The following is a 26,344-nucleotide window of genomic DNA, read 5'->3' on the forward strand; positions in this document are numbered from 1 at the left end:
ACCTGATTACTTTCGTTCATTAATTTTTTGAGTATTGTATCGTTCTGGCCACTTCGATTCAAATCCTGGTGTATGCGGATTATGACAATTCACACAGGTCATTGAAGCTCTTGGTGGTGCCCAACTTTCGATACGTTTCCCATGAGCTCCTCCAGTCCAATCATTAAATTGTTTTTGATGACATTGACTACAAAGTAGATGACTGGCATTGAAATCAATTTGATCACCTGTCAAACTCTGCAAAAAATCCATATCGTTACCATTATGACAAGTAACACAGTTCATTGTCATTTTATCTGCATGACTTAGTTTAATATCCCAATGCGCTTTTTTTAAATCCTCATTCTGCATTTGAGTTAGTGGTTTGCTATGACACTCTGTACAGCTGTATGATTTAATTTCACCTTTTCGTTCAGGAATCAAGAATGTAATGTCATTCTCTGTAACTTCGATGGTATTGATATGATCAATATATGCTTCTGAGGAAATCGATGTGCCATGATAATCTTTACTTTCTGCTTTAATTTTATCTGTAACACTATGATATTCTTCGTCGTGATGTTTACATGAACTGAAACATAGAACGACACAAAGTATAATTGATATCTTATATATGATACATTTATTCATTAGTATTTGATCTTTTAAATATTCCTATATCCTCTATCACTTTGTTATTTGGCACATGACATTGACGGCAATTTATTCGTTCAGGATGCGTGACTCTAATTTCTTTAGGAGCACTAGGCCCAGCATGGCAAGACAAGCAATTTTCCCTCATTTGTAATTGATGTGGAATAACGGGAGGTCCGCCTTGAAAAGCACTATTTGCTCCTGTTACAGGAACAGATCCTTTTTCAAAATTGGTTGGTTTAAACAACCCTTGTGTATTTTCTGGCACATGACATTGGCGGCAATTTATCATTTCAGGATGCGGAGTTACTGGTGCATAAGCATTAAATTTTTCTGTAAACCCTCCATTATTATGACATTTTAAACAACTATTATCTCCCATGGCTCGCTCACTTTCTACGTCATGAGGAATTGAAGGTGGCGCTCCATAAAAAGCCCTATTGTCATAATAGGTTTCCAGAGAGCGCTGATGCTTTTCATCTATTGGCATATTGGCATAATCTAAAGCGTATTCAGATCTCTGAAACACGCCTATTTCAGAAGCTATAGTAGGAAGTTCTTGATTGTTATCAATTGGAATATAAGCTTCCTGCCTTCCTTGATAATAACTATAATTCCAAATCACTATAAACGCTATAAACAATAACACGAATAATGATATAATGCCGAGTCGCTTTTTCATGGATTATACTTTTTCAATATTTACTGCACATTTTTTATAATCGGGCTCTTTAGATATTGGACAAAAAGAATCTAGAGTAATGTCATTGATTAACATATTTTCATCAAAAAACGGTACAAAAACTTGCATAGGAGCAGGTACTCCACGCTGGTTTACAGATGCAGGTAAAATAATTTCACCGCGGCGGGTAGTTAGTTTCACACTATCACCTGTTTGTATTTGTAAACGTTTAGCATCACCTGGATTTAGTTCTACGTAAGCTTTTGGCATTGCTTTATGCAACACAGGTATTCTCCTTGTCATTGAACCCGTATGCCAATGTTCTACAACACGTCCTGTATTTAACCAATATGGATATTCTGAATCTGGTTCCTCTGCTGCTGGTTCATAAGGGCGTTGCCATATGATTGCTTTACCGTCTGGTTTGCCGTAAAAATGGAAGTCTTCGCCATTACTACATGCTGGATCATACTTAGAATTGAATCGCCATTTAGTTGGCTTGCCATCTACATAAGGCCATTGCATCCCAGAGTTCTCTTTTAGCACTTCTAAAGGTGCCATATTATGTTTTTTATTATCGTGATGTCTACGATATTCGGTATAAATCTCTTCGATATGGGTCTCTTCTTTATAATAAAACTGTTTTTCATAACCTAAGCGTTTGGCTACTTCAACAATTTGCCAAGTATCACTCATCGCTTCACCAGGCGGTTCGACCATTTGTTCAAAATACTGTGTCCTACGTTCTGAATTACCATACATCCCTTCTCGTTCCACCCACATTGCAGAGGGTAAAATAACATCAGCTATATCTGTTGTTGGCGTTGGATAGATATCAGAAACTACAATAAATCGCCCTTCTTTTTTTGCACCATCTCTATAGCGTTTTAACTTCGGCATTGTTACCATCGGATTTGTGACCTGTATCCACATAAAACGAATATCCCCTCTATCTAAAGCTCTAAACATTTCAACGGTATGATATGTTGGTTTTGAGGGAATGTTTTCAACCGGAACATCCCAAATCTTTGCTGCAAATTCACGATGTTCTTTATTCATTACTACACCATGAGGCAATTTATGGGTTAATGTCCCTACCTCTCTAACTGTCCCACAAGCAGAAGGCTGTCCTGTTAATGAGAACGGACTATTACCAGGCTCTGAAATTTTACCAGTAAGTAAATGAATGTTATATACTAAGTTGTTAATCCATGTCCCTCTTGTATGCTGATTCATCCCCATACACCATAATGACATGACCTTCTTATTAGGATCGCCATAATAGGCAGCCATGTATTTAATATCCTTTGCAGAAACACCCGAAATCTTTTCTACTTTTTCAGGACTATAATCTTCCAAAAAGACCTTATAATCTTCAAAACTTATTTTTTCTGGTTTGTCTTTAAAAGCAAACTTATCTTCTAAACCATAACCAATATTGGTTGATCCTTTCGTAAAATTGCAATGCTTTTCTACAAATGATGTATTTACCCATCCATTTTTAATAATCTCATAACAAATGGCATTAGCAACGGCTAAATCGGTCTGAGGTAAAAAGAGTATGGATTTATCGGCCGCCATACTTGTTCGGGTTGTTCTTGTTGCAAAATCGATTATTTTCACACCTCTTTTGAGACGCTGATCCAATAATCTGGAAAACAATACTGGATGCATTTCTGCCATATTATTACCCCAAAGCACAAACACATCAGCATAGTCAATGTCTTCATAACACCCCATAGGCTCATCTAAGCCAAATGAGGTTAGAAACCCTGTAACGGCACTAGCCATACATAAACGTGCATTGGCTTCTACATTATTTGTACCTATACAACCTTTAAATAATTTTGACGCCACATAACCATCTGGAATGGTCCATTGCCCTGAACCGTAAATAGACACTGCATCCTTTCCATGATCTTGTATCGTCTCTTTCATTTTAGACGCTATTAAGTCTAATGCCTCATCCATTGATGTTTCAACGTAAGTTCCATTTTTCTTGACTAATGGTTTTGTTAAACGATCGTTACCATACATGGCCATCACAGAGTGATACCCTTTCACACAACACAAGCCTTTATTTACTTCAGACTTTGGATCCCCTTTTACCGCAACAGCCTTACCATTCTCAACACCAACCAAAACGCCACAACCAACACCACAAAAACGACATGGTGCTTTTTTCCAATCTAAGTTACCGCCTTTTGGCAAGCCTCGCTCCTGTTCTTCAGCAAAAAGAATTCCTGGAAACATACTAACTGCAGCAGTTATGGCAGATAACCTTGCCATTTTTTTTATAAAATCTCTTCTGTTTGTCATCGATGTAAACATACTATCTTAATTTTTTTGTGGTGTGTTAAATCCCGAAACCATGGCAAGCAACTTTAAGCTACTTATCGCTTCAAGCTTGAGTTTCAAGTTATCTTCTTCTTCTCTTGTATCAGTTTCTGTAACTATTACTATAATATCTCGATTTTGTGCAGGAACAACTTCACAGTGTTTAAGGGCTGAAATTGCTAAAATAAGCTCATCTTTCTTTCCTTGATGTGGATGGGCTAAATAACTCTTGATAGGCATCGCTTTTGTTTTAGTTCTAACAAATTACTGAATATTTAAATACGATTTACATGACATTTATCATAAAAGAAAGTTTTTATAAACCGTTATATTTGTCAAGAAATAACGCTATATTTAAAACATAGAGCATAGAAGGATTACACATTGATTAGTATTAAAGAAGCATACCATAAAATAATGTACAACATTGAACCTTTGGAAGGATTTAGAATGACTCTAAGTAACAGTAGCGGTTATTTTCTTTCTAAAGATGTTATTTCATCTATCAATATGCCTCCCTTTAGGCAATCTGCTATGGACGGTTTCGCGATACATATTCATGATTTAGAATCCTACCAACTAATAGGAGAAATCAAAGCAGGAGACAATGATCATCCCATTTTAAAACCTGGAGAGGCTATACGCATATTTACTGGTGCAGCAGTTCCCGATACTGCAAATGCTGTGATTATGCAGGAAAAAGTTACTGTCGTAGATGAGGGCATTGTAATATCTGGAGACATCAATAAAGGCTTGAATATTCGTCCTTTAGGGGAGCAAATAAAATCAGGGGAAACGGCCTTAAAAAAAGGAACCCTGTTAACTCCTGCAGCTATTGGTTTTTTAGCATCAATAGGAGTTACAGAAGTTTCAGTATACAAAAAACCATCTATTGCTATAGTTACAACAGGTAACGAGCTTGTTGCGCCTGGTACACATTTGCAATATGGTCAAATTTACGAGAGCAATGCTATCATGTTGGTATCGGCTATACAAGCACTTGGGTTTTCTGATTACGACACCTATAAAGTTGAAGATAATTATGAAAACACTTATAGTCTATTACAAGATGTTATATCCAAACATGATGTTGTTTTAATAACTGGAGGAATATCTGTTGGCGATTATGATTTTGTTGGTAAAGCGTTAAAAGCTTTAGATGTCAATGAGATTTTTTATAAAGTAAAACAGAAACCTGGCAAGCCCCTGTTCTTTGGTAATAAGAACAAGACAACCATCTTTGCCTTACCAGGAAACCCTGCTGCTGCACTCAACTGTTTTTATATTTATGTTCATACGGCGCTTCAGTTACTTAGTGGAAATTCAACGTTTCAGTTACCTAAAACAGAAAAAAAATCAACATCAACTTTTACTAAAAAAGGAGATCGACCACAATTCTTAAAAGCAGTAATAAAAGAAGAATCTGTCACCATATTAGATGGACAAAGTTCTGCCATGCTTCAAACGTTTGCACTGGCCAATGGATTGGTTTTTTTACCTGAAGAAATCATGCAAGTCAATATTGGAGATACTGTAAATGTAATAACACTACCTAATTAAAATAGTTATGAATTACAAAATAAAGAGTAGAATATGGATTGAAGCAGATAACAATGTTTTCCTCGGAGAAGGAAGGGTACGATTACTTAAAGCTATTGAAACCAACGGTTCATTATCTAAAGCTGCTAAAAGCTTAGAAATGTCTTATAAAAAAGCATGGACATTATTAGATGCTGTTAATAAATCTGCTACTAAACCAGTAGTTATTACAAGTATTGGCGGAAAAAATGGAGGTGGCGCAAAACTAACACCTTATGGTAAATCACTAATAACAGCTTTTGATACAATTAATAAAGGTTGCTGGAAATATTTAGATAAACACCTAGATACAATTAATAGCATATGATGATATATACTTCATATAATATATTATTTTTAATAATCTTGCCTGTTGTTGCATTTCTATATGCAAGTGTAGGTCATGGTGGCGCAAGTGGTTATCTAGCTTTAATGGCCTTATTTTCATTTGCACCAGACGTAATGAAACCAACAGCTTTATTGCTTAATTTATTTGTCGCTGCTATAGCTTTTTACCATTACTATAAAGCTGGATTTTTTAATATAAAACTATTTTTGTCATTTGCAGTGGCTTCAATTCCTGCAGCTTTTATTGGAGGCATGCTTGAAATTGACGCTTCGATTTACAAAAAAATATTAGCGATACTGTTAATTTTTGCCATCTTAAAAATGCTAAATGTCTTTGGTAAAGAAAGTTCACAAATCAAGGATGTAAAAGTTTGGCAAGGACTTGTAGTTGGAGGTGCTATCGGTTTTTTCTCTGGTCTTATTGGAATTGGAGGTGGCATTATTTTAAGTCCTGTAATTCTATTATTAGATTGGGGAAAAATGAAAGAAGCCGCTGCAGTGTCTGCACTTTTTATTTGGGTGAATTCAGTAGCTGGATTAGCAGGTCAGTTTAGCAACGGACTTACATTGGACAGTCAATCATTTTTACTTGTTGGTATTGCGCTTGTTGGTGGTTTCTTTGGAAGTTACCTAGGAAGTAAACAATTCAATAATAAACTGCTACGCTATATGCTTGCTATCGTTTTAATCATTGCTTCAGTTAAATTAATTATAATATAAATGCTAAACCAAAGTAACATCACAGGAATTATCTTAGCAGGAGGCAAAAGCTCACGTATGGGTTACGAAAAAGGACTTGTTATGTACAAAAACAAACCATTTATTGCCCACGTTATTCATGCTGCTGAGACTTTGGTTAATGAGGTCATTATCGTAAGTAACAATAAGAACTATGATCAATTTAATTTGAAACGTGTTAATGACATGATGTTAAATACAGGGCCTTTAGCAGGTTTGTATTCTGGGTTGTACCATTCCACAACCCAAGACAATCTAGTACTAAGTTGTGATATTCCACTGATTACTAAAGAATTACTAGAACAACTTATTAGTAAAGTTTCTGTTAAAGATGATATTGTACAGGTTTCAGTTAAAGGTAGAACAAACCCCTTATTAGCTGTATACAAAAAACACTGTATGATGTCTTGTTTAAAAACAATAGAATCTGGAGAACGTCGCTTACAAACCTTTGTAAACCAACAAAACACAAAGACTATTACTCTGAAATCGTCACTAGAGAAATATACACAAAACATAAATACACGAGATCAATTAAATCTGTTATGCAATGATATTGACAATTAAATATTTTGGAATGTTAGCGGAGGTTACAGAATGTGCTGAGGAAACTATTACATTTTCTGAAAGTACTGTTTCTGAATTACTAAAGATGCTCCTTGCTAAATACCCTGCGCTTGAAAAAAAAGAATTTCAAGTAGCTCAAAATCAAACTTTGGTTTCAGAAGACGCTCAAATTTTAAATTCTGAAATTGTACTATTACCACCTTTTGCTGGAGGTTAAACACTATGAGTAGATATAGTAGACATATTATTTTAGAGGATATCGGCATTGATGGTCAAAACAAACTAAATCAAGCTAAAGTTTTAGTTATTGGTGCTGGTGGCTTAGGCTGTCCTGTGCTTCAATATCTAGCAGCTGCTGGTATAGGTCATATTGGTATTATAGATTTTGACATTGTGGAAGAATCAAACCTGCAACGCCAAATCCTCTATGGAACCTCCAATTTAGGACAACAAAAAGCCATCGCAGCGAAACAACGGCTAACCGACTTAAATAGCACTATAGTTGTTGATGCTTTTACAGAAGCCCTTACACCTCAAAATGCATTAGCCTATTTTTCAAACTACGATATTATTGTCGATGGTACAGACAACTTTGAAACTCGTTATCTTATAAATGATGCTGCCATATTAACTAACAAACCTGTTGTATATGGCGCTATTTATAAGTTTGAAGGACAGGTATCTGTTTTTAATTATAATAATGGACCAAGTTACCGATGTCTATTCCCTAATTCTCCAAGTAAAAATGACATTCCCAATTGTTCTGAAGTCGGCGTTTTAGGTGTTTTACCTGGAATTATTGGAACGATGCAAGCCAATGAAGTTATTAAAATCATCCTCGGTTTTAAAAATGTTCTCTCTGGAAAGCTCTATTGTTACAATTCGAAAACCACACAAACATTTACTATAGATATTAAAAAATCCACTACTGAATTTGAAAAGATCAAATCCAAAAGAGATCACTTTGAAAAACAACACTATACCAAAACGTGTGACTCTACTGTAAAAGAAATGACCATAGATAAAGCCTTACAAAAAGAAAACATCTTGTTTATTGATGTGCGTGAACTTGATGAGTTACCAAAAGCTAACAGACTACAACATATAAAAATACCATTGAGTACATTAAACCATGAACTTCATAATATTGATAAAACAAAAACCATAATGATGTTTTGTAAATCTGGAACACGAAGTAAAAAAGCCGTTTCTATGTTACAAGAACACAATATTACTAATTGCTATAGTATAAAAAATGGCATAACCGCCATTGAGAACTATTTTAAAATACATGCATAATGAATAAAGAACGTAAACCTAAAGCAGTTTTTATAGAAGGTGCTATTTCAGCAGAATTTATAGGAAATTCTATTGCTAAGCATCAAACAAAAACCACCATTGGTGCTCATGACATCTTTTTAGGACAGGTGAGAGCAGATATTATAGACGGAAAAACCATTAAAGCTATTGAATATACAGCTTATGAAGACATGGCAAATGAAAAATTTCATGAAATTCGTGAAGCAACTTTTGAAAAATTCAACCTTACTTGTATGCATATTTATCATAGCTTAGGAAAGGTAAACGCGGGAGAAATTTGTCTCTTCGTATTCGTTTCCTCCCCAAGACGTGTAGAGGTTTTTAACGCTATAGAATATTTGGTTAACACAATTAAAGAACAAGTTCCCATTTTTGGCAAAGAGATTTTTGAAGACCAAAGCCACCAATGGAAAGTTAATAGTTAAAAAATGGTAGATATAACACACAAAATAAACACGTTAAGAATTGCAACTGCTCAAGCCATTGTAAAAGTGAGTACCTTGGATACTATTAAAGCAATAGAAAACAAAACAGTACCAAAAGGTGATGTTTTTGCTATGAGTAAAGCCGCAGGTTTGTTAGGTGTTAAAAAAACACCTGACCTGCTTCCTGATTGTCATCCATTACCAATTGAATTTACAGGTATAGACTATGACATCAATGGCTTAGAAATTACAATTCTTTGTACGATAAAAACTATTTACAAAACTGGAGTCGAAGTAGAAGCCATGCATGGTGCAAGTATTGTTGCTCTAAACATGTATGATATGCTAAAACCTATTGATAAAGGTGTTGAAATTCATCATATTAAATTATTAAATAAAAAAGGCGGAAAATCTGATTTTAAAGATCGCTTCAGAAAAGATATAACAGCTGCTGTTGTTGTTTGCTCAGATACCATTTCGGCAGGACAAAAAGAGGATAAAGCTGGAAAAGCTATTATTCAAAAATTAGAAGACTGCAATGTTGCGATTTCAGACTATACCATAATTCCTGATGAAATAGATCGTATTCAACACAAAGTAAAACACTATCAAGAACTACATATAGATTTGGTTATTTTTACTGGAGGCACAGGATTATCTAAACGTGATGTCACACCAGAGGCTTTAGAACCGCTATTAGACAGAACCATTCCTGGTATAGAAGAAGCTATTCGTAGTTACGGACAAGAAAGAACACCATATGCTATGTTATCTCGAAGCGTCGCAGGAACGTATAAAAATTGTTTGGTATTAGCTTTACCTGGTTCAACTAATGGTGCCAAAGAATCTATGGATGCTATTTTTCCTTCACTGTTGCATATTTTCAGAATATTTAAAGGCGCACGTCACGATTAAACATGAAAAAAGTAAATCCTATTTTAATAGACACCTATAAACGAGAGCATACATATCTTCGTATTTCTCTTACCGAACGTTGTAATTTACGATGTACCTATTGTATGCCTGCCGAAGGCATTCAGTTATCACCAAAATCACATATCATGTCTTTTGATGAGATCTACACCATTGCCAAAACATTTGTAGATCATGGCGTGACAAAAATTAGACTTACTGGAGGAGAACCTTTGGTTAGAAAAGATGCGCATATTATTTTAGAAAAATTAGCAACGCTTCCTGTTGAACTAGCTTTAACAACGAATGCTGTGAATCTAGAGCGTCACATTGAAACGCTAAAAAACTGTCACATAAAAAATATCAATGTTAGCTTGGATTCTTTAAATGCTGAAAAGTTTAAAGAGATTACAAGACGGGATTATTTTGATAAAGTGTATAACAATATTCTATCATTAGTTGCAGAAGGGTTCAATGTAAAAATCAATGCTGTTTTAATTAAAGGATTTAATGACAATGAAATCATCGACTTTATAGAACTAACTAAAACATTACCTGTTACTGTTCGTTTTATAGAATTTATGCCTTTTGATGGTAACAAGTGGGATATCAAAAAAATGGTCTCATTAAAAGAAATATTGGGCATCACAACTAATAGTTTTTCAAAAGAAAAACTCATAAGATTAGAAGACGCTAAGAATGACACGTCTAAAAATTATAAGATTAAAGGCTACAAAGGTTCATTTGCAATTATTAGCTCTGTAACCAATCCGTTTTGTGATTCTTGTAATAGGCTTAGGTTAACCGCGAACGGTCATTTAAAGAATTGTTTGTTTTCGGCTGAAGAATCTGATCTATTAACAGCACTCAGAGCAGGAAAATCTATTGAGACAATCATTGAGAAAGCCATTCGTCTAAAAGCCAAAATGAGAGGTGGAATGGATACACTCGAAAAGCTAAAAACACCTGATCTGCATTCAAAAAATAGAAGCATGATTACTATTGGAGGATAGATAATCATGCTTAATTATAGTTAGTTATGAATATGTTTTTATTTACTATTACTTTTAAAAAGTGTTGGCTTAATAGCAATCATCACCCAACCCCAATTATTAATATTTCCATCTGAATTTCCTTTAAGGATTTCCATACCATCAGATTCAAACAAATGTGAGTAACCTGCCTTAAGTGTAACAAACTGCTGAACTTTCAGTGAGTACACCACATCTATTTCATTACCAAACTGCTTCTCACTATAATCTGCAGCTGCAGAAAAGTTATGAAGTGCTACATTCAAATTAGACTTCGTATTTAACTTAAAGTTTACTGCAGCATATATATCTAATAAACCAACATTATTTAAATGGTTTCCAACATAAAAATAATCCATGAGTCCATTAAATTTATGGTTGGTACCATAAAACGGATTGAATGCATTATTGTCTCCATCTGATGGCACACCATTATCATTTCCACTAATCAATTCACCTCCAAGTTTGAGTCCAACATTTTCTGAAGCTTTATAACTAGCCTCTAACGCTAAAAGATAAGCACTTAAATCATTATCAGAGATGTCTTTTCCAAATTGATAAAATAAATTTGCCGTTAAACCAATTTCACCCTTAGTTTTTATGTGTGCTCCAATGGTTTGGCTATATCGTGTCTCATTATTATCCGAATTATCACTATCAATATATTGCAAACCATTGTTAAGTATAAGTAAACTTCCTGAAACATCATCCCAATCTTTATGTAACCATGCATATTGAAATGCCTTATACGTATTTGTAGTTAATGTGGTTCCAGTTAATGTTTCTCCATCTTGATTGAAGGCAAAACCAAAATCCGCTTTAAAACCATTGTTTCCGTATTGTATTAAAGCCACATCATGACTTCTCGCTTGTTGTGCCCAACCTACATTACCAAAAATACGACTATCATCATAGATGATTTCTTGACGTCCAAGCTTAATAGCCCAACTCGTATCTAATGCAATTCTAGCCCAAGCCTCATGTACCGAGAACCCATTTCTATCGGCTCTATTTAATTGTGGGACATCACCCCAAACTCTAACATCTTGCAAACTCAAGAAAAAATCTAATTTTTCCATGACGTAACCTGCATTCAATCGTGTACGTTGAGATACAAAAGCTGCTGGATCTGCATCATCTGGAAAAAGTGTTTGAAATCCGTGTCTATACTCAAAACGTGGTCTGACCTCTGCATCAATCTTTAATTGTGCGTAAGTTGTTACTGTTCCTAATAAAAAAACAACAACTAAAATCTTTTTTAATCTCATAATATCTAGTGATTTAGTTTATAAAGAGCGTTGCGCTTTACATCACAAAAATATAGCGATAATAGTTGCTTAAACATGACTTATATCATCTTATTTTAACATTTTTAGCAAAGATTTTATTTAAATTCAAATGTTTAAGTATTCAATAAAACTGTATTTTAGTAAACATTCAGATAATAAGATCTATGACACACGAATTCAAAGATATTGTTTACAAAGCTAAGATCAATCAGCAAAACAGATTAAAAAATATCCTTGCCACTGTAGTATTTCTCGAAGGATCGTCCTACAGAAAACCTGGAGTAAGAATGCTCATTTCTGAAGATGGTACAATGGTTGGCGCAGTAAGTGGCGGTTGTGTTGAAAATGAAGTCAAACGACGTGCACAATCCGTATTTGTAGATGGAAAGCCTAAAGTCATTACTTATGATGGGCGTTACCGATTAGGCTGTGAAGGCATATTGTATATCTTAATTGAACCATTCTATATTTCTGATGACTTCTTGAAAACATTTCAATCGAGTTTAGATCGTCGAGATACTTTTAAAATTGAATCTTATTTCAAGAAAGAAGATGAAGCTTATGGTCATTTCGGAAGTGTGTTTCACATCAATACCGATACTAATTTTACGTTTTCAGAAACTTTCAAACCTAAACACTCTGAAACGATACAACGCTTTTCTCAAGATTTAAAACCCAATCTTAAATTACTCATTATTGGCGGTGAGCATGACGCTGTTAAGTTATGTGCTATGGCGAGTTTATTAGGCTGGGAAGTTGATATCATAACGTCTATAAAAGATCCTAAGTTGTTATCTGATTTTCCAGGTGCCAAATCAGTCACTGCGCAAACTCCCGAAATAGCTGATCTCAAAATAGATACTGAAACAGTTGTTGTATTGATGACTCATAATTATGTTTTAGATTTAAAATATTTGATCAAGTTAGAGCCATTGCATCCTCAATATATTGGCATTATTGGTTCATCTAAACGTAGAAATCAATTACAAAATGAACTCATGAATTATGTCTCAGAGTTATCTGAAACATTTCTTGAACGTATCCACAGTCCAGCCGGATTACATATTGGCGCCATAACTCCTGAAGAAATTGCCTTGTCTATTCTTGCCGAAATTTTATCAGTAATACGAAAAACTGAAGTGATGTCGCTAAGAACTTTTGCGAATAAAATGTCTAAGGAACAATGAAGGTTGCCATTTTAATTCTAGCAGCTGGTAGTTCAAATAGAATGGGAACGGCAAAACAATTATTAACTATTGGTCATACTACACTTATAGGAAAATCTATCGAAACAGCTTTACAATCTAATGCCAAGGAGGTATTTTGTGTATTAGGTGCAAATGCTGAAAAAATTCGCAAATCTATCACATCATATAATGTTGACATTATCATTAACACGAATTACAATAACGGATTAAGCTCTAGCATTATAGCTGGATTAGACCATATTGAAAATCTAAACTTTGATGCTGTCTTGATAACACTCGCAGATCAACCTCGTATTGACGTCAATCATCTAAATGTATTAATTGATAGTTTTAATCAAAATCCTTCAAAAATTTCTGCATCAGATTATCAAGATAATAATGGTGTGCCTGCAATTTTTCCAAAAACATATTTTAAACAGTTAAAAAGACTTGAAGGAGATAAAGGCGCTAAAAATGTCTTGAATTCCAATAATCAAAATGTTATTAAAGTCAATTGTAATACATTATTAGATATAGATACACAACAAGACTATCTCGATTTCTTAAAATCTTTATAAAAAATTAATCCACTACGATTTTCCAGCAAATATTTTATAACTTTAGCTAAATCTCAAGTTCTATGGCAAGTTATAATTTAAAAGTTAACGGAAAATCAGTTAACGTAAACGTAGACGATGATACTCCTTTACTATGGGTACTTCGTGACGAACTCAATTTAGTAGGCACCAAATTTGGTTGCGGAATTGCACAATGTGGTGCATGTACAGTGCATCTAGACGGTGTTGCTGTCAGGAGTTGCTCACTTCCTGTATCTAGCCTTGAAGGCTCTAACATTACAACTATTGAAGGCCTTGCAAAAGATGAATTACATCCTGTGCAAGAAGCTTGGAAAGAATTAGATGTACCGCAATGTGGTTACTGTCAAGCTGGTCAAATGATGACCGCTTCTTCTTTTTTAAAAGACAATCCAAACCCTAGTAGCGAAGACATAAGAAATGCCATGAATGGTAATTTATGTCGATGCGCGAGTTATAACCGAATTGAAAAAGCAGTTGCCTTGGCTGCTAAAAAAATGTCTTAAGCTAAATCATCATGGAAAATCAAAACAAAATCACATTTAGCAGACGTAGTTTCATTCGTACTTCTGCATTAGCCAGTGGCGGAATTTTAATAGGATTCAACTTCTTTACATCATGTAAAGAAGCTGCAGTTCCTCCTGTTGATGTATCGCAACTTAATTTTAACGACTTTAATGCCTTCATTAAAATAGCCGATAATGGTTATGTCACTATTTTTTCTCCCAATCCTGAAATTGGACAAGGTGTTAAAACATCGATGCCAATGATTATTGCGGAAGAACTCGATGTGCCTTGGGAACATGTTAGTGTGGAGCAAGGTGCTTTAGATACTAATAATTTTACAAGACAAGTTGCTGGTGGTAGCCAGTCCATTCGATTTGGTTGGGATGCCTTGCGCCAAACTGGAGCTACAGCAAAGCAAATGCTTGTTAATGCAGCAGCAGCAAAATGGGGAATTGAAGCCTCGTCTTGCTCTGCATCAAATGGTGTAATTACAAGTCCAACAGGTGAAACACTTGGTTATGGTGATGTTGTCAATGATGCTGCACAACTTGAAGTACCAGAAAATGTAACACTAAAAGCAACCAAAGATTATAAAATAATTGGTAAAGATGCTGTGAATGTCGATATCGATAAAATTATAACTGGCAAACCTCTGTTTGGTCTGGATTATAAAGCCGAAGGCATGACATATGTCTCTGTTATGAGGCCTCCAGCTTTTGGTCAAAAAATAAGTTCTTTTGACGACACCAATGCTAAAGCGATTAATGGTGTTTCTGATGTGGTACAGTTTGGTGATAAAATTGCTGTACTAGCATCTAACACTTGGGCTGCCATGAAAGGAAAAAAAGCCTTAGATGTACAATGGACGAATGACGGGACCTTAGAAAGTACTGCTGATCATGACAAAAAACTTAATGCCATTCTTGATGGCAATCAATTAGATATACGTCGGGAAGACGGCAATGTAAAAAAAGCATTTGCAGAAGCCGACCAAGTTTTAGAACGCACATACGAGTCACCTTTCCTACCTCACAATTGCATGGAACCTATGAATTTCTATGCTAATGTCACTGCAGATAAAGTGCATTTGGTAGGACCAATTCAAACACCTGCAGGTACGGCAAGACGAATTGCCAACCTGATCGATCGTGATGAAAAAGATATTCATTTGGAAATGACGAGAATGGGTGGCGGATTTGGACGACGTCTCTATGGTGACTTTGCTTTAGAAGCTGCTGAAATCTCTAACATTACTAAACAAGCTGTAAAAGTCGTATTCTCAAGAGAAGATGATATGGCTGCAGGTATTTACAGACCTGCCATAAAATATAGAATTGCTGCATCGCTCAAAGATGGAAAAGTTACTGGTTACCATTTAAAAGAAGCGGCAATAAATAATAATATGTATGGTTTAATTCCGCACTTCTTCCCTGCTGGAGCAATTGATAATTATAAAGTAGAAACAGGGAACTATCGAAGTAATATCACTACTGGTGCATGGAGAGCGCCTTACACGAACTTCTTGGCTTATGCTGAACAAAGCTTCTTTGATGAACTAGCTGAGCTTCTAGAAGTTGATGCTGTGCAATTACGTTTAGATTTACTTAAGAATGTAAAAGACGGTCAAGACCCAGACATACAGTATTCAGCAAAACGTATGACAGATACAATCAAACTTGCTGCCGAAAAAAGTAATTGGGGAAAAACAAGAGAAGGTGTCTATCAAGGATTTGCAGCCTACTATAGTCACAATACTCATGTAGCCGAAGTTGTAGATATTACTTTAAAAAATGGCTATCCTTCTGTTGAAAAAGTAACCGTTGCAGTAGACTGTGGTATCGTAGTTAATCCAACAGGCGCAAAAAACCAAGTAGAAGGTGGCGTTATTGATGGTATCGGACATGCGATGTATGGTGATTTTTCATTTGACAAAGGGAAACCTCAAGATGTTAATTTCAATACGTATCGTTTAATTAGAATGAGAGAAACACCAACAGTACATACTTATTTTGTTGAGAATGATTTATCTCCAACGGGATTAGGAGAACCAGGTCTTCCACCAGCTGGTGGTGCTTTAGCAAATGCGATAAAAGCAGCTACAGGACAGTTACTATTAAAGCAACCGTTTATGAGCGTCTTAAAAAAGTATGAAACTAACTTGAAGGTATAATATCACACCTTAACCCGAAAACAAGCTGCCATCATTTGGTATAATTCAGGATGCTTGCGTTTCATAAGTTTAGGGTTTTCAAAAAAATACTCTGAAGCGACTGCAAAAAATTCGGCTTGCTTCGTACCACCATAAGCTCTAATATCGGACTTGTCGTTATTAATAGCTTCCATTTCGTCGTGCATCAATTTTAGCCAAGGAATGGCATTGGCATTTTCCATTAGTATTTCTGGGATGCCATCAATCTTGTCGTCCATCTTGTCAATAAGATGTATAAACTCATGAACGGCTGTATTTCGTTTATCATTTGAATTCTTAAAACCATGATACAACGCCTTTTTTGATAAAATCATTTTACCTTCCAAACGACCTGTACCAACAACACCTGCAATACGTTTAGATTTACTTTTATGCGAAAACTCAAAATCCTCATTAAAATTATCAGGATATAAAATAACACCACTTACCGTTGGGTAATACCATTCTTTAAAAGCAAACACAGGGATTACTGCACTTGCAGCAATCAATATCTTATCTAACTCAACAAGCTCAACATCAACACTATCAATATAAATCTCACTTAAAAATTGCATCATTCTATTTTGAAAACGCTTCTGTTCTGTAGGCTCAAGGTTTTTGTAAAACTTTACCTCTTTCAATAAGATCGGATGCCAATGCTGTGGAAATGGTTTGGCCTTTTTAGAATTCATCTTATAAAAAGTATAACCCACAAAAACGAAGAGGCCAATGAAGACAATGAAGTAAATCATATAAGCAGATCAAATTAAGTTTAGGATTCTAAACTAATGATTTTGAATCGATTTCATCTAATTTCTAACAAAAAATGAATATCTTTTCAGTATCTAACCAATTCTAAATGAGCATGTCATACATTGATCTACATTGCCATCCCTCATTAAAACCTTTCGGAAAGAGTTTTAAATACGATCCTCCAAAGCAAAACGCAAGTCATAGCGGTCGTAAAAATTCCATTTGGCATTACAGTCCACCCAATTTTCTAGAACGTCAAGTGAATAGATTATTAACGCTCACCAAATTTACCCAAACTGATGTCACTGCAGTTGCTAAAGCCAATTGCGATGTAATGGTAATTTCATTATATCCTTTTGAGAAGCACTTTTTAAAGAAAAAGATGTTGGGCTTTAAATTTGTATCTGATTTATTGGTCAATTTAGCTGCAGGAGTGAGTCAGAAACGCATTGACAACCTCAGAAATCACAATAGTTATTTTCAAGACCTAAATGATGAGTATGATTATTATATGCAGCGTCACAATTTTGCAGAAGTCATTAAAGGTGTTACCTATACCTATCGCTTGGTCAATAGTTATACTGAAATTTCCAACCATAAGAACACCTCAACAGATACCAGAAAAATTATAAGTCTAGTCCCAACAATAGAAGGTGCTCATGCATTCGAAACTGGATTAGACAAGGATCATGACATGGCAGATGAAGCTACTGTTTTAAACAATATAGACACTGTGAAAAACTGGGAACACCAACCCTTTTTTATCACTTTAGCCCATCATTTCTACAATGAAATTTGTGGTCATGCGAGAAGTATTAGTATTGGCTTGATTAAAAAAAATCAAAATCGCGGACTTAACACAGACATTACAGATTTGGGATTTAAAGTGATTGATAAGCTCCTTGATAATTCTACTGGAAAACGAATCTTCATTGACATCAAACATATGAGCAAAGCATCAAGAACTAGTTATTATAAGCTATTGGAAACTACGTATGCAAATCAAGATATCCCCATCATTGTAAGTCATGGTGCTGTTAATGGAAAACGCTCAATCTCAGAATCTAATAGTTCAGATACACCCTTGGGTAAATATTTTAGAGCAGATGATATCAATTTTTATGATTCAGAAATCTTGCGTATTGCAAAATCAAAAGGTATTTTTGGACTGCAGTTAGATGAACGTCGTATAGCTAGTAAAAAAGCAATAAGAAGTTCCAGAATTTATTGGCCTAGTAAAAAAAGGCGTTACAGAAATAAATCTGAGTTAATCTGGAGACAAATTCAGCATATTGCCGAACTCTTAGATAAAAATGATTTATTTTGTTGGGAAACCATAGCAATTGGATCTGATTTTGACGGCATCGTTAATCCAATAAAAGGTTTATGGACTGCAGAAAACATAAAAGACATTAAACCCTATCTCATTGAGAAAGCACAAGATTACCTCAATGCAAATGCCACAAAATTACAAGCTAGAAATCAGATTTCAGCAAGTGAAATAATAGATCGTGTGCTATTTATAAATGCTAACGAATTTTTGAAACAATACTTTAATTAAGGTTTCAATTCTTCAGAAAATAAAAAGAAAACAACATATATGAGTGAGAATGAAAAATTCATGAAAGAAGCAGTAAATGCTGCCTTAAAAGGAATGAACAATAATGAAGGAGGTCCTTTTGGTTGTGTGATTGTAAAAGATGGAAAAATCGTAGGACGTGGAAATAATAAAGTAACTTCAACCAATGATCCAACAGCGCATGCCGAAGTTACAGCAATAAGAGACGCTTGTAAAAATCTGGATTCATTTCAATTAGATGGTTGTGAAATTTACACCTCTTGTGAACCTTGTCCTATGTGCTTAGGTGCTATCTATTGGGCTCGTCCAGATCGTGTATACTATGGAAGCAATCAAGTAGATGCTGCTAATATTGGCTTTGATGACGAATTTATTTATAAAGAAATTCCGTTGCCTTACAACGAAAGAAGTATTCCTTTTGAACAATTAGCTCGTGAAATTGCGCTCGAACCATTTCAAGAATGGACAAAGAAAGAAGATAAAACCCAATATTAGTTAATGATTACCTTCATTTTAAATAATAAAACCATTAGAACCTCAGAGCATTCTGGGATGACCTTGTTGGATTTTGTACGCTATGAACAGCGTCTTACTGGAACCAAAATTGGTTGTCGTGAAGGTGATTGTGGCGCGTGTACAGTTTTAGTTGGCACTCTAGAAAATGGACATGTAAACTATCAAAGTATTACGTCATGTATCTCTCCTTTAGGAAATGCACATGGCAAACATATAGTTACTGTTGAAGGTACCAATCTTCAAAATGAACTTACTATTGCACAAGAAGCAATGAAAGCTAATTATGCCACACAATGCGGTTTTTGCACACCAGGTTTTGTGGTAGCATTTACTGGTTTCGCATTGTCAAATTCTGAAAAAAACTATAGTAACGCACTTGATGCTATTAGCGGAAATATTTGTAGATGCACAGGCTATAAATCTATTGAAAAGGCCGCACATCAAATGGTGAGCAATTTAAAAGAACATAAAACTCAACCCAACTTTGACTGGCTTATTAAAAACGGATTTGTGCCTGATTATTTTTCTACGATCACTAAGCGCTTACAAGATCTAGAAGTAAAAGACAGAGAACAACCTAAAGGAAAGTATGTCGCTGGCGGAACAGATCTATATGTGCAACAAGCCGATCATTTAGCAGACAATTCAGTACATCTTATTGCCGAAAAAAACTATTTAAAAGGTATTTCTATTAATGATAACGTTTGCAAAGTTGGAACCAATTCTACGGTTTCCGATCTATGGAATCACAGTCAACTTAACATGTACTTTCCTCGCCTTAAAGCACATTTAAAACTAGTCTCATCAGAGCAGATTAGAAACATGGCTTCTTTAGGTGGCAATCTTGTTAACGCGTCTCCCATTGGAGATATGACTATCTTCTTTTTAGCGCTCAATAGTGATATAACAATAACAGATAAAAACCAAAAAGAACGGTCACTTCCGCTCAAAAACTTCTATCAAGGCTATAAAACTTTCGATCTAAAGGATGGAGAACTTTTAAAAGATATTAGCTTTACATTACCCGTAAGTCAATCGGTTTTTAATTTTGAAAAAGTATGTAAGCGTACACATTTAGATATTGCTAGTGTAAATTCTGCCATACATATGCATATAGCTGACGATTGCATTTCCAAGGCACATGTATCTATTGGTGGTGTAGCAGCCATTCCTAAATATTTACACAACACATCTAAATTTTTAAATGGTAAATCATTAACTCCAGAAACTATTATCGAAGCCAACGACGTACTTCAAAACGAAATTGCTCCAATAAGTGATGTTCGTGGTTCTAGTGATTACAAACGCTTATTAGCCAGACAATTGTTTTTTGCTCATTTCATAACGTTATTTCCAAAACAATTTACTCTAAACGACTTTGTCCAGCATGCATAAACACAAATCAAATAACATTTTAGATTCTAAACTAGATACTGTTTCCATATCAATAAAGCAGAGTATCAAAAACATGGATTCCTATACGCACGTTCGAGGCGAATCCTTATACGTTGACGATGTTAATGTTAGGCAAGGTACATTTCATGCGGTTGTATTTGATTCACCAAAAGCACATGGAAAAATAAAGCATATAGATTACACTAAGGCTGAAGCCCTAGAAGGCGTTAAGCGTATTTTTACGTATAAAGATGTACCTGGGAAAAATCAAATTGGAGGTATCATACCAGATGAGCCCTTATTTGCTGAAAAGGAGGTTCATTTTTGGGGAATGCCTATTGCCTTGATTGTGGCTGAAACCGAATTAATTGCCCGAAAAGCAAGACAATTAATAGATATTGAAATTGAAGAGCTTCCTGTTATTACTACTGCAAAACAAGCCAAAGCTAAAGGAAGTTTTATCAATGCGCCACGTTCATTTAGTTTGGGCGATACTCAAAAAGCATTTAAAGACTGTGATTATATTTTTGAAGGCGAGACGTTCTCAAATGGTCAAGAACATTTATATATCGAATCGCAAGGTGCCTATGCCGAGCCTCTGGAAAATGGAACGATAAAGATCACCTCATCTACTCAAGGTCCTACAGCAGTTCAAAAAACAACAGCTCAAGTTTTGGGTGTTGCCATGCATAAAATAGAAGTTGATGTTACCAGACTTGGTGGTGGTTTTGGAGGAAAAGAAGACCAAGCAACACCATGGGCAGTTATGGCTGCTTTGGCAACCTATCATTTAAATCAATCGGTAAAATTAATCCTGAACCGTCATGACGATTTGCGAATGACTGGAAAGCGTCATCCATATGAAAGCACGTATAAGATTGGCTTATCAAAAGATTTGAAAATTCTTGCTTACGAAGCTGAGTTTCTTCAAAATTCTGGAGCTGCTGCCGACCTATCTCCTGCAATTGCTGAACGCACCTTATTTCATGCCACGAATAGTTATTTTGTGCCGCATGTAAAAACAACAGTCATAAGTTGTAAAACTAACTTGCCTCCTAATACGGCTTTTAGAGGTTTTGGTGGACCGCAAGGCATGTTTGTTATTGAGTCTGCAATTGCCAAAGCTGCAAGTGAAATTGGAGTAACAGCTAGAGTCATTCAGGAAGCCAACTTACTAGATGAAAATGACGCCTTCTCTTATGGTCAAATCGCCAAAAAAGTTGAAGCTAAAAATACTTGGGATTCGGCAAAGTCTATCTATAACATTAATACTCTAGAAAAAGAAGTTGAAGATTTCAACGCAAACAATTCAAACTTTAAAAAAGGATTAGCAGTAATGCCAATAACCTTTGGTATTTCATTTACCAATACACCAATGAATCACGCTCGTGCCTTAGTACATATTTATCTTGATGGTAGCATTGGTATCAGTACAGCAGCTGTAGAAATGGGACAAGGTGTAAATACCAAAATGATGCAAATTGCTTCAAATGTATTTTCAGTTCCTATAGAACACATTAAAATTGAAACAACCAATACAACAAGAGTTGCTAATACATCACCTTCTGCTGCTAGTTCGACAGCAGATCTAAATGGAAAAGCAACCTTAAAAGCTTGTAAGGCATTATTAGAAAGGCTAAAGACCGTCGTTTCTGAAGAGCTAAACGTTTCCGAAGATACTATAGAATTGAAAGATGAGTTTGTTTATATCAATAATAAAAAATCAAATTTATCATGGACAGAACTTATCAGTAAAACAATGCTCAAGCGCGTCGCTTTAACTGAAAATGCGCATTATGCTACACCAGAAATTCACTTCGATAAAACCAAAGAAAAGGGACACCCATTTGCCTATCATGTTTACGGAACGGCAATCATTACCACAACAGTAGATTGTACTCGAGGCACATATGAATTTGATTCGGTTAAAATTGTTCATGACTACGGAAAAAGTATGAGCGAAGGGATTGATCTTGGTCAAGTTGAAGGCGCACTTGCCCAAGGTATTGGTTGGATGACGATGGAGGATATTGCCTATAATGAGGAAGGACGCTTGCTTTCAAACGCTTTATCAACATACAAGATTCCTGATTTATTTTCAGTGCCTAAAAACGTTGAAGTGATTCCAGTTGAAACAACAGGGCACGAACTCGCTATTTTAAAATCAAAGGCTGTAGGTGAGCCTCCATTAATGTATGGTATTGGCGCTTATTTCGCACTTCAAAATGCAATCAAAGCTTTTAATCCTAATTATGATTTGAAGTTTCATGCACCAATGACACCAGAAAAAGTACTAATGAGTCTATATGAAAACAACTAAACTAAGACCATTATGCAAACTCAAGTAAACGAACATGTTTTTGATACCTTTCCTGAATTGGAAAGTGAACGACTTGTATTCAAGGCTTATAACATTGAACATGCAGAAGCTCTTTTAAAAATGAGAAGTCATCAGGCTGTATCTAAATATATGGATACCGAAATACCGACGCATGTTTCAGATACAGAAAAAAGAATTAAAGGATACCACACGGCTTTTGAAGAAGGTAAAGGAATTACTTGGGCCTTTATAGATAAAACCAGCAATCAACTTGTTGGCGATTTTGGCATCTGGAGAATTGACAGAAAAAACGCTAGAGGCGAAATAGGCTATATTTTACATCCTGTTTTTTGGGGTAAAGGTTACATGACAGAAGCAATGAATACACTGATTCGTTTTGGCTTTAATGATTTAAACCTTCATAGTTTAGAAGCGAATGTCAATATTGACAATAAAAACTCAAAGGCGCTATTGCTTAAATTCGGATTTAAATTAGAAGCCTATTTTAGAGAAAATTTTTATTACAATGGACAATTCTTAGATAGCGAAATTTACTGCTTACTAAAATCGGATATCAATTAAAACATAAAGCTTATTCCACTATACTACAAAAAACAAAACATTCTAAAAGGCGCACTCATTTATAGTGCAGGTGATACAGTTGCTGCACTTTTGCTTGACGAATTTTTATGGACCCGCCTTCTAGGAATGTTATTGATTGGTGCCACTTTTTATGCTTTTGAGATTCCAAACTATTTTGATTGGATCGTAAAAAAAACACACCACTTAAAAGGTATAAAAGCAACCTTAACCAAAACAGGGTTGGCCATTTTGTATTTCAATCCATTGTGGATTGCTAGACATTTATTATTCATCAAGTTATTTTCTGGCCAATTTGAAGCCATAGGTTGGCCATTATTAGAAATCGCCTTCTGGTCATTCGCTGCTAATATTTTAATTTCGTTTGTAGCTAATTATCTAATTCAGAACCGATTTAAACTCAAGTGGCGCTTTTTAGCAAGTGCTCTGTTTTCAGCATTAATGGCTATTTATTATGCCTTGAGTGAAACGCTATTCAGTTAGGCTTTGGATGTATAATGCTCTTGAAGTAGTTGTGCAGCAACGCTTATTGCTATTTCTTTAGGTGTATTCCCTCCAATTTCCAATCCTATCGGACAAACAACATCACGCATTCCTGCTTCGATATTCATCTCTTTAATAAGCATATTATTAAAACGCACTCGTTTCGTTTTACTTCCTATTAAACCCAAAAACCGGGTTTCATTCTGCAAAGCCATTGCAATAATCTCGAAGTCGATGGAATGATCATGAGTTAGCACCAAGACATAACAATTGTTTCCCCATCTAACCAGATCTCTAAACGTCTTAAAATCATCTATATTAACTTGACAAAGGGTAATACTTTCATCTAGCGTTGAATTTTTAAACCAGTCATGACGAGAATCGATAAGATATACTTCAAAAGGTGTATCTACTAAAATCTTAGCAATTTCGTGTCCGATATGACCTGCTCCAAATAAAAATAATTCTGGTGATTGATTCATAGGTTCTATAATAAATTCAACTTTTCCTCCACAGCATTGTTCAAACTCTGGTCCTAAGGTGTAACTCGATTCAATAATTTTATTTTCACGAAGTGCATTTATAGCTTCATCAATAGCTAAAAACTCCAACTTCCCTCCTCCTATGGTACCGTGAACCACATTATCGTTAGTAATTATCATTCGAGAGCCAACAACGCAAGGTGTTGATCCTAAGCATTTTGTAACAGTCACCAAAGCAACAGGTTGTTGCTTAGTTTTAAATTCTGATAATAGTGTAATCCAGTTCTTCATTATTGACCTAAAGCGCGTTTAAAAGTAAGACTTTTTTGCTGTAAACCATATTTGAATTTTGTCTTGAAAAATAAATTAGCTTTCTGGTAAATTTTCTGTTAAGTTTGATAATTAATTGCGACAAAAACTCGACATCTATTTTTTACGTAGATAAGATAACCCTGTGAAATTTTAAAAACATGTCAAAAACATATTACGATCCAGCAGATTTAAGAAAGTTTGGGAAAATCACCGAATGGAGTGAAGAACTTGGTAATAAATTCTTCGAATACTATGGAAAAGTTTTTGAAGAAGGGGCGCTCTCAGCTCGTGAAAAATCGTTGATTGCCTTAGCTGTTGCACATACTGAACAATGTCCATATTGTATTGATGCTTACACAAAAGATGGTCTTCAAAGAGGTGTTACCAAAGAAGAAATGATGGAAGCTATTCATGTTGGAGCTGCAATAAAAAGTGGTGCCACTCTAGTGCATGGTGTGCAGATGATGAATAAAGTAAATAAATTAGACGGTTAATTGTAAATGACGAAATTAAAGACCCAATCCCTTCATAAAAAAGGAAGCGACTTAGCTCAAAGTAATAGACAGCTAGAGATTTTATCTAATGGAATTTTCCAAAATGGAGAATTACCTACATTTAAAGATAAGATTTCTGAGACAAGTCAATTTCCTTTAAAAGCAAAAAAATTAGAAATTTTACAGATTAATGTTGGTTACATGTGTAATCAGGTTTGTGAGCATTGCCATGTCGATGCTGGCCCAGATCGAAAAGAAATCATGACGCGCGAGACTATGCAACAATGTTTGGAGGTGATTAAAAATTCTGGTGCACATACCTTAGATTTAACTGGAGGTGCTCCAGAAATGAATCCTGATTTTAGATGGTTTGTTGAAGAAGCGGCCAAAGTTGGAATCAAAGATTTTATTGTACGTTCTAACTTGACGATTATTCGCGCCAATAAAAAATATTACGATTTACCTGAATTCTTTAAAAAGCACAATGTTCATGTCGTGAGTTCTATGCCACATTGGACACGTGGAAAGACTGATAAACAGCGTGGAGATGGTGTTTTTGACAAATCAATTAAAGCCTTACAAGAGCTGAATGCTGTTGGGTATGGAATGCCAGACAGTAATTTACGATTAGACTTGGTTTACAATCCATCTGGGGCGTTTTTACCAGGAGACCAAATGGCGATGGAAAAAGATTTCAAAAAGGCTTTAATGGAAGATTTCGCAATACAATTTCACAATCTCTTTGCCATTACCAATTTACCGATCTCAAGATTTCTTGACTATTTAATTGCTTCAGAAAACTATGAAGATTATATGTATCAATTGGTTGATGCTTACAATCCTGCTGCAGTTGCCAATGTGATGTGTACCAATACGTTATCTGTGAGTTGGGATGGTTACTTATATGACTGTGATTTCAATCAAATGCTTGAATTACCTGTAAATAGTAAAGCCAAGCATATTTCAGAATTTAATGAAGAATTACTAGAAGGTAGAAACATTGTTATTTCACAACACTGCTATGGTTGCACTGCTGGTGCAGGAAGTAGTTGTCAAGGTGTCGTAGCTTAAT

Annotated in this window: 28 protein-coding genes; 21 read left to right on the top strand and 7 right to left on the bottom strand. The window is 35.2% G+C overall.

Features of this window, described 5'->3' with window-relative positions; all coding sequences use genetic code 11:
• Positions 1–6 precede the first annotated feature (6 nt).
• From KWG70_RS00790 to KWG70_RS00805, 4 genes are read right to left on the bottom strand one after another with little or no spacing between them, the layout of a single operon-like run.
• Positions 7–630, bottom strand: coding sequence for a cytochrome c family protein (locus KWG70_RS00790; RefSeq protein ID WP_230934082.1), 624 nt, complete (start codon positions 628–630; stop codon positions 7–9).
• On the bottom strand, positions 623–1,315 hold the full coding sequence (locus KWG70_RS00795; RefSeq protein ID WP_230934083.1) for a nitrate reductase cytochrome c-type subunit: 693 nt from the start codon (positions 1,313–1,315) through the stop codon (positions 623–625). Before KWG70_RS00795 ends, KWG70_RS00790 begins: the two co-directional genes overlap by 8 nt.
• Positions 1,316–1,318: 3 nt before the next feature.
• Positions 1,319–3,604 (bottom strand): molybdopterin-dependent oxidoreductase, encoded by a 2,286-nt coding sequence (locus KWG70_RS00800; protein ID WP_230934084.1) that lies wholly within the window; start codon positions 3,602–3,604, stop codon positions 1,319–1,321.
• 48 nt (positions 3,605–3,652) lie between these two features.
• Positions 3,653–3,892 carry a hypothetical protein gene (locus KWG70_RS00805; protein WP_230934085.1) on the bottom strand — a complete coding sequence of 80 codons (240 nt, stop codon included), beginning with the start codon at positions 3,890–3,892 and terminating at the stop codon, positions 3,653–3,655.
• 144 nt (positions 3,893–4,036) lie between these two features.
• Here KWG70_RS00805 and KWG70_RS00810 point away from each other — a divergent pair, with 144 nt between their 5' ends.
• From KWG70_RS00810 to moaA, 9 genes are read left to right on the top strand one after another with little or no spacing between them, the layout of a single operon-like run.
• Complete coding sequence (locus KWG70_RS00810) at positions 4,037–5,212, top strand: molybdopterin molybdotransferase MoeA (protein ID WP_262910592.1); 1,176 nt, start codon at positions 4,037–4,039, stop codon at positions 5,210–5,212.
• Positions 5,213–5,219: 7 nt separating this feature from the next.
• On the top strand, positions 5,220–5,558 hold the full coding sequence (locus KWG70_RS00815; protein ID WP_230934087.1) for a winged helix-turn-helix domain-containing protein: 339 nt from the start codon (positions 5,220–5,222) through the stop codon (positions 5,556–5,558).
• Complete coding sequence (locus KWG70_RS00820) at positions 5,558–6,298, top strand: sulfite exporter TauE/SafE family protein (RefSeq protein ID WP_317206736.1); 741 nt, start codon at positions 5,558–5,560, stop codon at positions 6,296–6,298. The genes KWG70_RS00815 and KWG70_RS00820 overlap by 1 nt, the downstream gene beginning before the upstream one ends.
• The gene (mobA, locus tag KWG70_RS00825; protein WP_230934089.1) at positions 6,299–6,883 is read left to right on the top strand and encodes a molybdenum cofactor guanylyltransferase; all 585 of its coding nucleotides are present in this window, start codon (positions 6,299–6,301) and stop codon (positions 6,881–6,883) included.
• A complete protein-coding gene (locus KWG70_RS00830; RefSeq protein ID WP_230934090.1) occupies positions 6,867–7,100 on the top strand; it encodes a MoaD/ThiS family protein in 234 nt (77 codons plus the stop codon). Before mobA ends, KWG70_RS00830 begins: the two co-directional genes overlap by 17 nt.
• Before the next feature lie 5 nt (positions 7,101–7,105).
• Positions 7,106–8,182: a HesA/MoeB/ThiF family protein gene (gene moeB / locus KWG70_RS00835; RefSeq protein ID WP_230934091.1), complete on the top strand. Its 1,077-nt coding sequence runs from the start codon at positions 7,106–7,108 to the stop codon at positions 8,180–8,182.
• Positions 8,182–8,628, top strand: coding sequence for a molybdenum cofactor biosynthesis protein MoaE (locus KWG70_RS00840; RefSeq protein WP_230934092.1), 447 nt, complete (start codon positions 8,182–8,184; stop codon positions 8,626–8,628). Before moeB ends, KWG70_RS00840 begins: the two co-directional genes overlap by 1 nt.
• 3 nt (positions 8,629–8,631) lie before the next feature.
• Positions 8,632–9,543 (top strand): bifunctional molybdenum cofactor biosynthesis protein MoaC/MoaB, encoded by a 912-nt coding sequence (gene moaCB, locus KWG70_RS00845; RefSeq protein ID WP_230934093.1) that lies wholly within the window; start codon positions 8,632–8,634, stop codon positions 9,541–9,543.
• Positions 9,544–9,545: 2 nt separating this feature from the next.
• Positions 9,546–10,553, top strand: coding sequence for a GTP 3',8-cyclase MoaA (gene moaA, locus KWG70_RS00850; protein WP_230934094.1), 1,008 nt, complete (start codon positions 9,546–9,548; stop codon positions 10,551–10,553).
• A gap of 38 nt (positions 10,554–10,591) precedes the next feature.
• Here the strand turns inward: moaA and KWG70_RS00855 are convergent, their stop codons facing one another.
• The gene (locus KWG70_RS00855; RefSeq protein WP_230934095.1) at positions 10,592–11,839 is read right to left on the bottom strand and encodes an alginate export family protein; all 1,248 of its coding nucleotides are present in this window, start codon (positions 11,837–11,839) and stop codon (positions 10,592–10,594) included.
• Positions 11,840–12,024: 185 nt separating this feature from the next.
• Here KWG70_RS00855 and KWG70_RS00860 point away from each other — a divergent pair, with 185 nt between their 5' ends.
• The 4 genes from KWG70_RS00860 (at position 12,025) to KWG70_RS00875 (ending at position 16,320) form a co-directional block, all read left to right on the top strand.
• Positions 12,025–13,047 carry an XdhC family protein gene (locus tag KWG70_RS00860; RefSeq protein WP_230934096.1) on the top strand — a complete coding sequence of 341 codons (1,023 nt, stop codon included), beginning with the start codon at positions 12,025–12,027 and terminating at the stop codon, positions 13,045–13,047.
• Entirely contained in the window at positions 13,044–13,625 is a 582-nt protein-coding gene (locus tag KWG70_RS00865; RefSeq protein ID WP_230934097.1) for a nucleotidyltransferase family protein, read from the top strand. Before KWG70_RS00860 ends, KWG70_RS00865 begins: the two co-directional genes overlap by 4 nt.
• A gap of 62 nt (positions 13,626–13,687) precedes the next feature.
• Complete coding sequence (locus KWG70_RS00870) at positions 13,688–14,149, top strand: (2Fe-2S)-binding protein (RefSeq protein ID WP_230934098.1); 462 nt, start codon at positions 13,688–13,690, stop codon at positions 14,147–14,149.
• Between the two features lie 11 nt (positions 14,150–14,160).
• Positions 14,161–16,320 carry a xanthine dehydrogenase family protein molybdopterin-binding subunit gene (locus tag KWG70_RS00875; RefSeq protein ID WP_230934099.1) on the top strand — a complete coding sequence of 720 codons (2,160 nt, stop codon included), beginning with the start codon at positions 14,161–14,163 and terminating at the stop codon, positions 16,318–16,320.
• 2 nt (positions 16,321–16,322) lie between these two features.
• Here the strand turns inward: KWG70_RS00875 and KWG70_RS00880 are convergent, their stop codons facing one another.
• Positions 16,323–17,030: a M90 family metallopeptidase gene (locus KWG70_RS00880; RefSeq protein ID WP_230934100.1), complete on the bottom strand. Its 708-nt coding sequence runs from the start codon at positions 17,028–17,030 to the stop codon at positions 16,323–16,325.
• 167 nt (positions 17,031–17,197) lie between these two features.
• Between KWG70_RS00880 and KWG70_RS00885 the strand changes: the two genes are divergently transcribed.
• From KWG70_RS00885 to KWG70_RS00910, 6 genes are all read left to right on the top strand, one after another.
• On the top strand, positions 17,198–18,652 hold the full coding sequence (locus KWG70_RS00885; protein ID WP_230934101.1) for a membrane dipeptidase: 1,455 nt from the start codon (positions 17,198–17,200) through the stop codon (positions 18,650–18,652).
• Between the two features lie 39 nt (positions 18,653–18,691).
• Positions 18,692–19,165, top strand: a complete 474-nt coding sequence (locus tag KWG70_RS00890) for a nucleoside deaminase (RefSeq protein ID WP_230934102.1) — start codon at positions 18,692–18,694, stop codon at positions 19,163–19,165.
• Between the two features lie 3 nt (positions 19,166–19,168).
• Positions 19,169–20,581: an FAD binding domain-containing protein gene (locus KWG70_RS00895; RefSeq protein ID WP_230934103.1), complete on the top strand. Its 1,413-nt coding sequence runs from the start codon at positions 19,169–19,171 to the stop codon at positions 20,579–20,581.
• On the top strand, positions 20,574–22,901 hold the full coding sequence (locus KWG70_RS00900) for a xanthine dehydrogenase molybdopterin binding subunit (protein WP_230934104.1): 2,328 nt from the start codon (positions 20,574–20,576) through the stop codon (positions 22,899–22,901). Before KWG70_RS00895 ends, KWG70_RS00900 begins: the two co-directional genes overlap by 8 nt.
• Before the next feature lie 12 nt (positions 22,902–22,913).
• Positions 22,914–23,483 (top strand): GNAT family N-acetyltransferase, encoded by a 570-nt coding sequence (locus KWG70_RS00905; protein WP_230934105.1) that lies wholly within the window; start codon positions 22,914–22,916, stop codon positions 23,481–23,483.
• A 126-nt stretch (positions 23,484–23,609) separates the two neighbouring features.
• The gene (locus tag KWG70_RS00910; RefSeq protein ID WP_230934106.1) at positions 23,610–23,984 is read left to right on the top strand and encodes a hypothetical protein; all 375 of its coding nucleotides are present in this window, start codon (positions 23,610–23,612) and stop codon (positions 23,982–23,984) included.
• Here the strand turns inward: KWG70_RS00910 and xdhC are convergent.
• On the bottom strand, positions 23,981–24,757 hold the full coding sequence (gene xdhC, locus KWG70_RS00915) for a xanthine dehydrogenase accessory protein XdhC (protein WP_230934107.1): 777 nt from the start codon (positions 24,755–24,757) through the stop codon (positions 23,981–23,983). The genes KWG70_RS00910 and xdhC overlap by 4 nt on opposite strands.
• A gap of 179 nt (positions 24,758–24,936) precedes the next feature.
• On the opposite strand from xdhC, the gene KWG70_RS00920 reads away from it, so the two are divergent.
• Both KWG70_RS00920 and arsS read left to right on the top strand, forming a co-directional pair.
• On the top strand, positions 24,937–25,272 hold the full coding sequence (locus KWG70_RS00920; protein WP_008270413.1) for an arsenosugar biosynthesis-associated peroxidase-like protein: 336 nt from the start codon (positions 24,937–24,939) through the stop codon (positions 25,270–25,272).
• Positions 25,273–25,278: 6 nt separating this feature from the next.
• On the top strand, positions 25,279–26,343 hold the full coding sequence (gene arsS / locus KWG70_RS00925) for an arsenosugar biosynthesis radical SAM (seleno)protein ArsS (protein WP_230934108.1): 1,065 nt from the start codon (positions 25,279–25,281) through the stop codon (positions 26,341–26,343).
• Position 26,344 lies beyond the last annotated feature (1 nt).

The sequence above is a fragment of the Psychroserpens luteolus genome, from assembly GCF_021032705.1.
Classification (GTDB): Bacteria; Bacteroidota; Bacteroidia; order Flavobacteriales; family Flavobacteriaceae; genus Psychroserpens; species Psychroserpens luteolus.

Excerpts from the sequence above, each read along its gene's own strand:
- KWG70_RS00805 (WP_230934085.1), bottom strand. The coding sequence starts at position 3,892 with ATGCCTATCAAGAGTTATTTAGCCCATCCACATCAAGGAAAGAAAGAT.
- KWG70_RS00895 (WP_230934103.1), top strand. The coding sequence starts at position 19,169 with ATGATTACCTTCATTTTAAATAATAAAACCATTAGAACCTCAGAGCAT.
- KWG70_RS00875 (WP_230934099.1), top strand. The coding sequence starts at position 14,161 with ATGGAAAATCAAAACAAAATCACATTTAGCAGACGTAGTTTCATTCGT.
- KWG70_RS00830 (WP_230934090.1), top strand. The coding sequence starts at position 6,867 with ATGATATTGACAATTAAATATTTTGGAATGTTAGCGGAGGTTACAGAA.
- KWG70_RS00885 (WP_230934101.1), top strand. The coding sequence starts at position 17,198 with ATGAGCATGTCATACATTGATCTACATTGCCATCCCTCATTAAAACCT.
- KWG70_RS00840 (WP_230934092.1), top strand. The coding sequence starts at position 8,182 with ATGAATAAAGAACGTAAACCTAAAGCAGTTTTTATAGAAGGTGCTATT.
- KWG70_RS00815 (WP_230934087.1), top strand. The coding sequence starts at position 5,220 with ATGAATTACAAAATAAAGAGTAGAATATGGATTGAAGCAGATAACAAT.
- KWG70_RS00800 (WP_230934084.1), bottom strand. The coding sequence starts at position 3,604 with ATGGCAAGGTTATCTGCCATAACTGCTGCAGTTAGTATGTTTCCAGGA.
- xdhC (WP_230934107.1), bottom strand. The coding sequence starts at position 24,757 with ATGAAGAACTGGATTACACTATTATCAGAATTTAAAACTAAGCAACAA.
- KWG70_RS00855 (WP_230934095.1), bottom strand. The coding sequence starts at position 11,839 with ATGAGATTAAAAAAGATTTTAGTTGTTGTTTTTTTATTAGGAACAGTA.
- KWG70_RS00890 (WP_230934102.1), top strand. The coding sequence starts at position 18,692 with ATGAGTGAGAATGAAAAATTCATGAAAGAAGCAGTAAATGCTGCCTTA.
- arsS (WP_230934108.1), top strand. The coding sequence starts at position 25,279 with ATGACGAAATTAAAGACCCAATCCCTTCATAAAAAAGGAAGCGACTTA.
- KWG70_RS00910 (WP_230934106.1), top strand. The coding sequence starts at position 23,610 with ATGTTATTGATTGGTGCCACTTTTTATGCTTTTGAGATTCCAAACTAT.
- moaA (WP_230934094.1), top strand. The coding sequence starts at position 9,546 with ATGAAAAAAGTAAATCCTATTTTAATAGACACCTATAAACGAGAGCAT.
- moaCB (WP_230934093.1), top strand. The coding sequence starts at position 8,632 with ATGGTAGATATAACACACAAAATAAACACGTTAAGAATTGCAACTGCT.
- mobA (WP_230934089.1), top strand. The coding sequence starts at position 6,299 with ATGCTAAACCAAAGTAACATCACAGGAATTATCTTAGCAGGAGGCAAA.
- KWG70_RS00905 (WP_230934105.1), top strand. The coding sequence starts at position 22,914 with ATGCAAACTCAAGTAAACGAACATGTTTTTGATACCTTTCCTGAATTG.
- KWG70_RS00920 (WP_008270413.1), top strand. The coding sequence starts at position 24,937 with ATGTCAAAAACATATTACGATCCAGCAGATTTAAGAAAGTTTGGGAAA.
- KWG70_RS00790 (WP_230934082.1), bottom strand. The coding sequence starts at position 630 with ATGAATAAATGTATCATATATAAGATATCAATTATACTTTGTGTCGTT.
- KWG70_RS00880 (WP_230934100.1), bottom strand. The coding sequence starts at position 17,030 with ATGAATTCTAAAAAGGCCAAACCATTTCCACAGCATTGGCATCCGATC.
- moeB (WP_230934091.1), top strand. The coding sequence starts at position 7,106 with ATGAGTAGATATAGTAGACATATTATTTTAGAGGATATCGGCATTGAT.
- KWG70_RS00820 (WP_317206736.1), top strand. The coding sequence starts at position 5,558 with ATGATATATACTTCATATAATATATTATTTTTAATAATCTTGCCTGTT.
- KWG70_RS00865 (WP_230934097.1), top strand. The coding sequence starts at position 13,044 with ATGAAGGTTGCCATTTTAATTCTAGCAGCTGGTAGTTCAAATAGAATG.
- KWG70_RS00870 (WP_230934098.1), top strand. The coding sequence starts at position 13,688 with ATGGCAAGTTATAATTTAAAAGTTAACGGAAAATCAGTTAACGTAAAC.
- KWG70_RS00795 (WP_230934083.1), bottom strand. The coding sequence starts at position 1,315 with ATGAAAAAGCGACTCGGCATTATATCATTATTCGTGTTATTGTTTATA.
- KWG70_RS00860 (WP_230934096.1), top strand. The coding sequence starts at position 12,025 with ATGACACACGAATTCAAAGATATTGTTTACAAAGCTAAGATCAATCAG.
- KWG70_RS00900 (WP_230934104.1), top strand. The coding sequence starts at position 20,574 with ATGCATAAACACAAATCAAATAACATTTTAGATTCTAAACTAGATACT.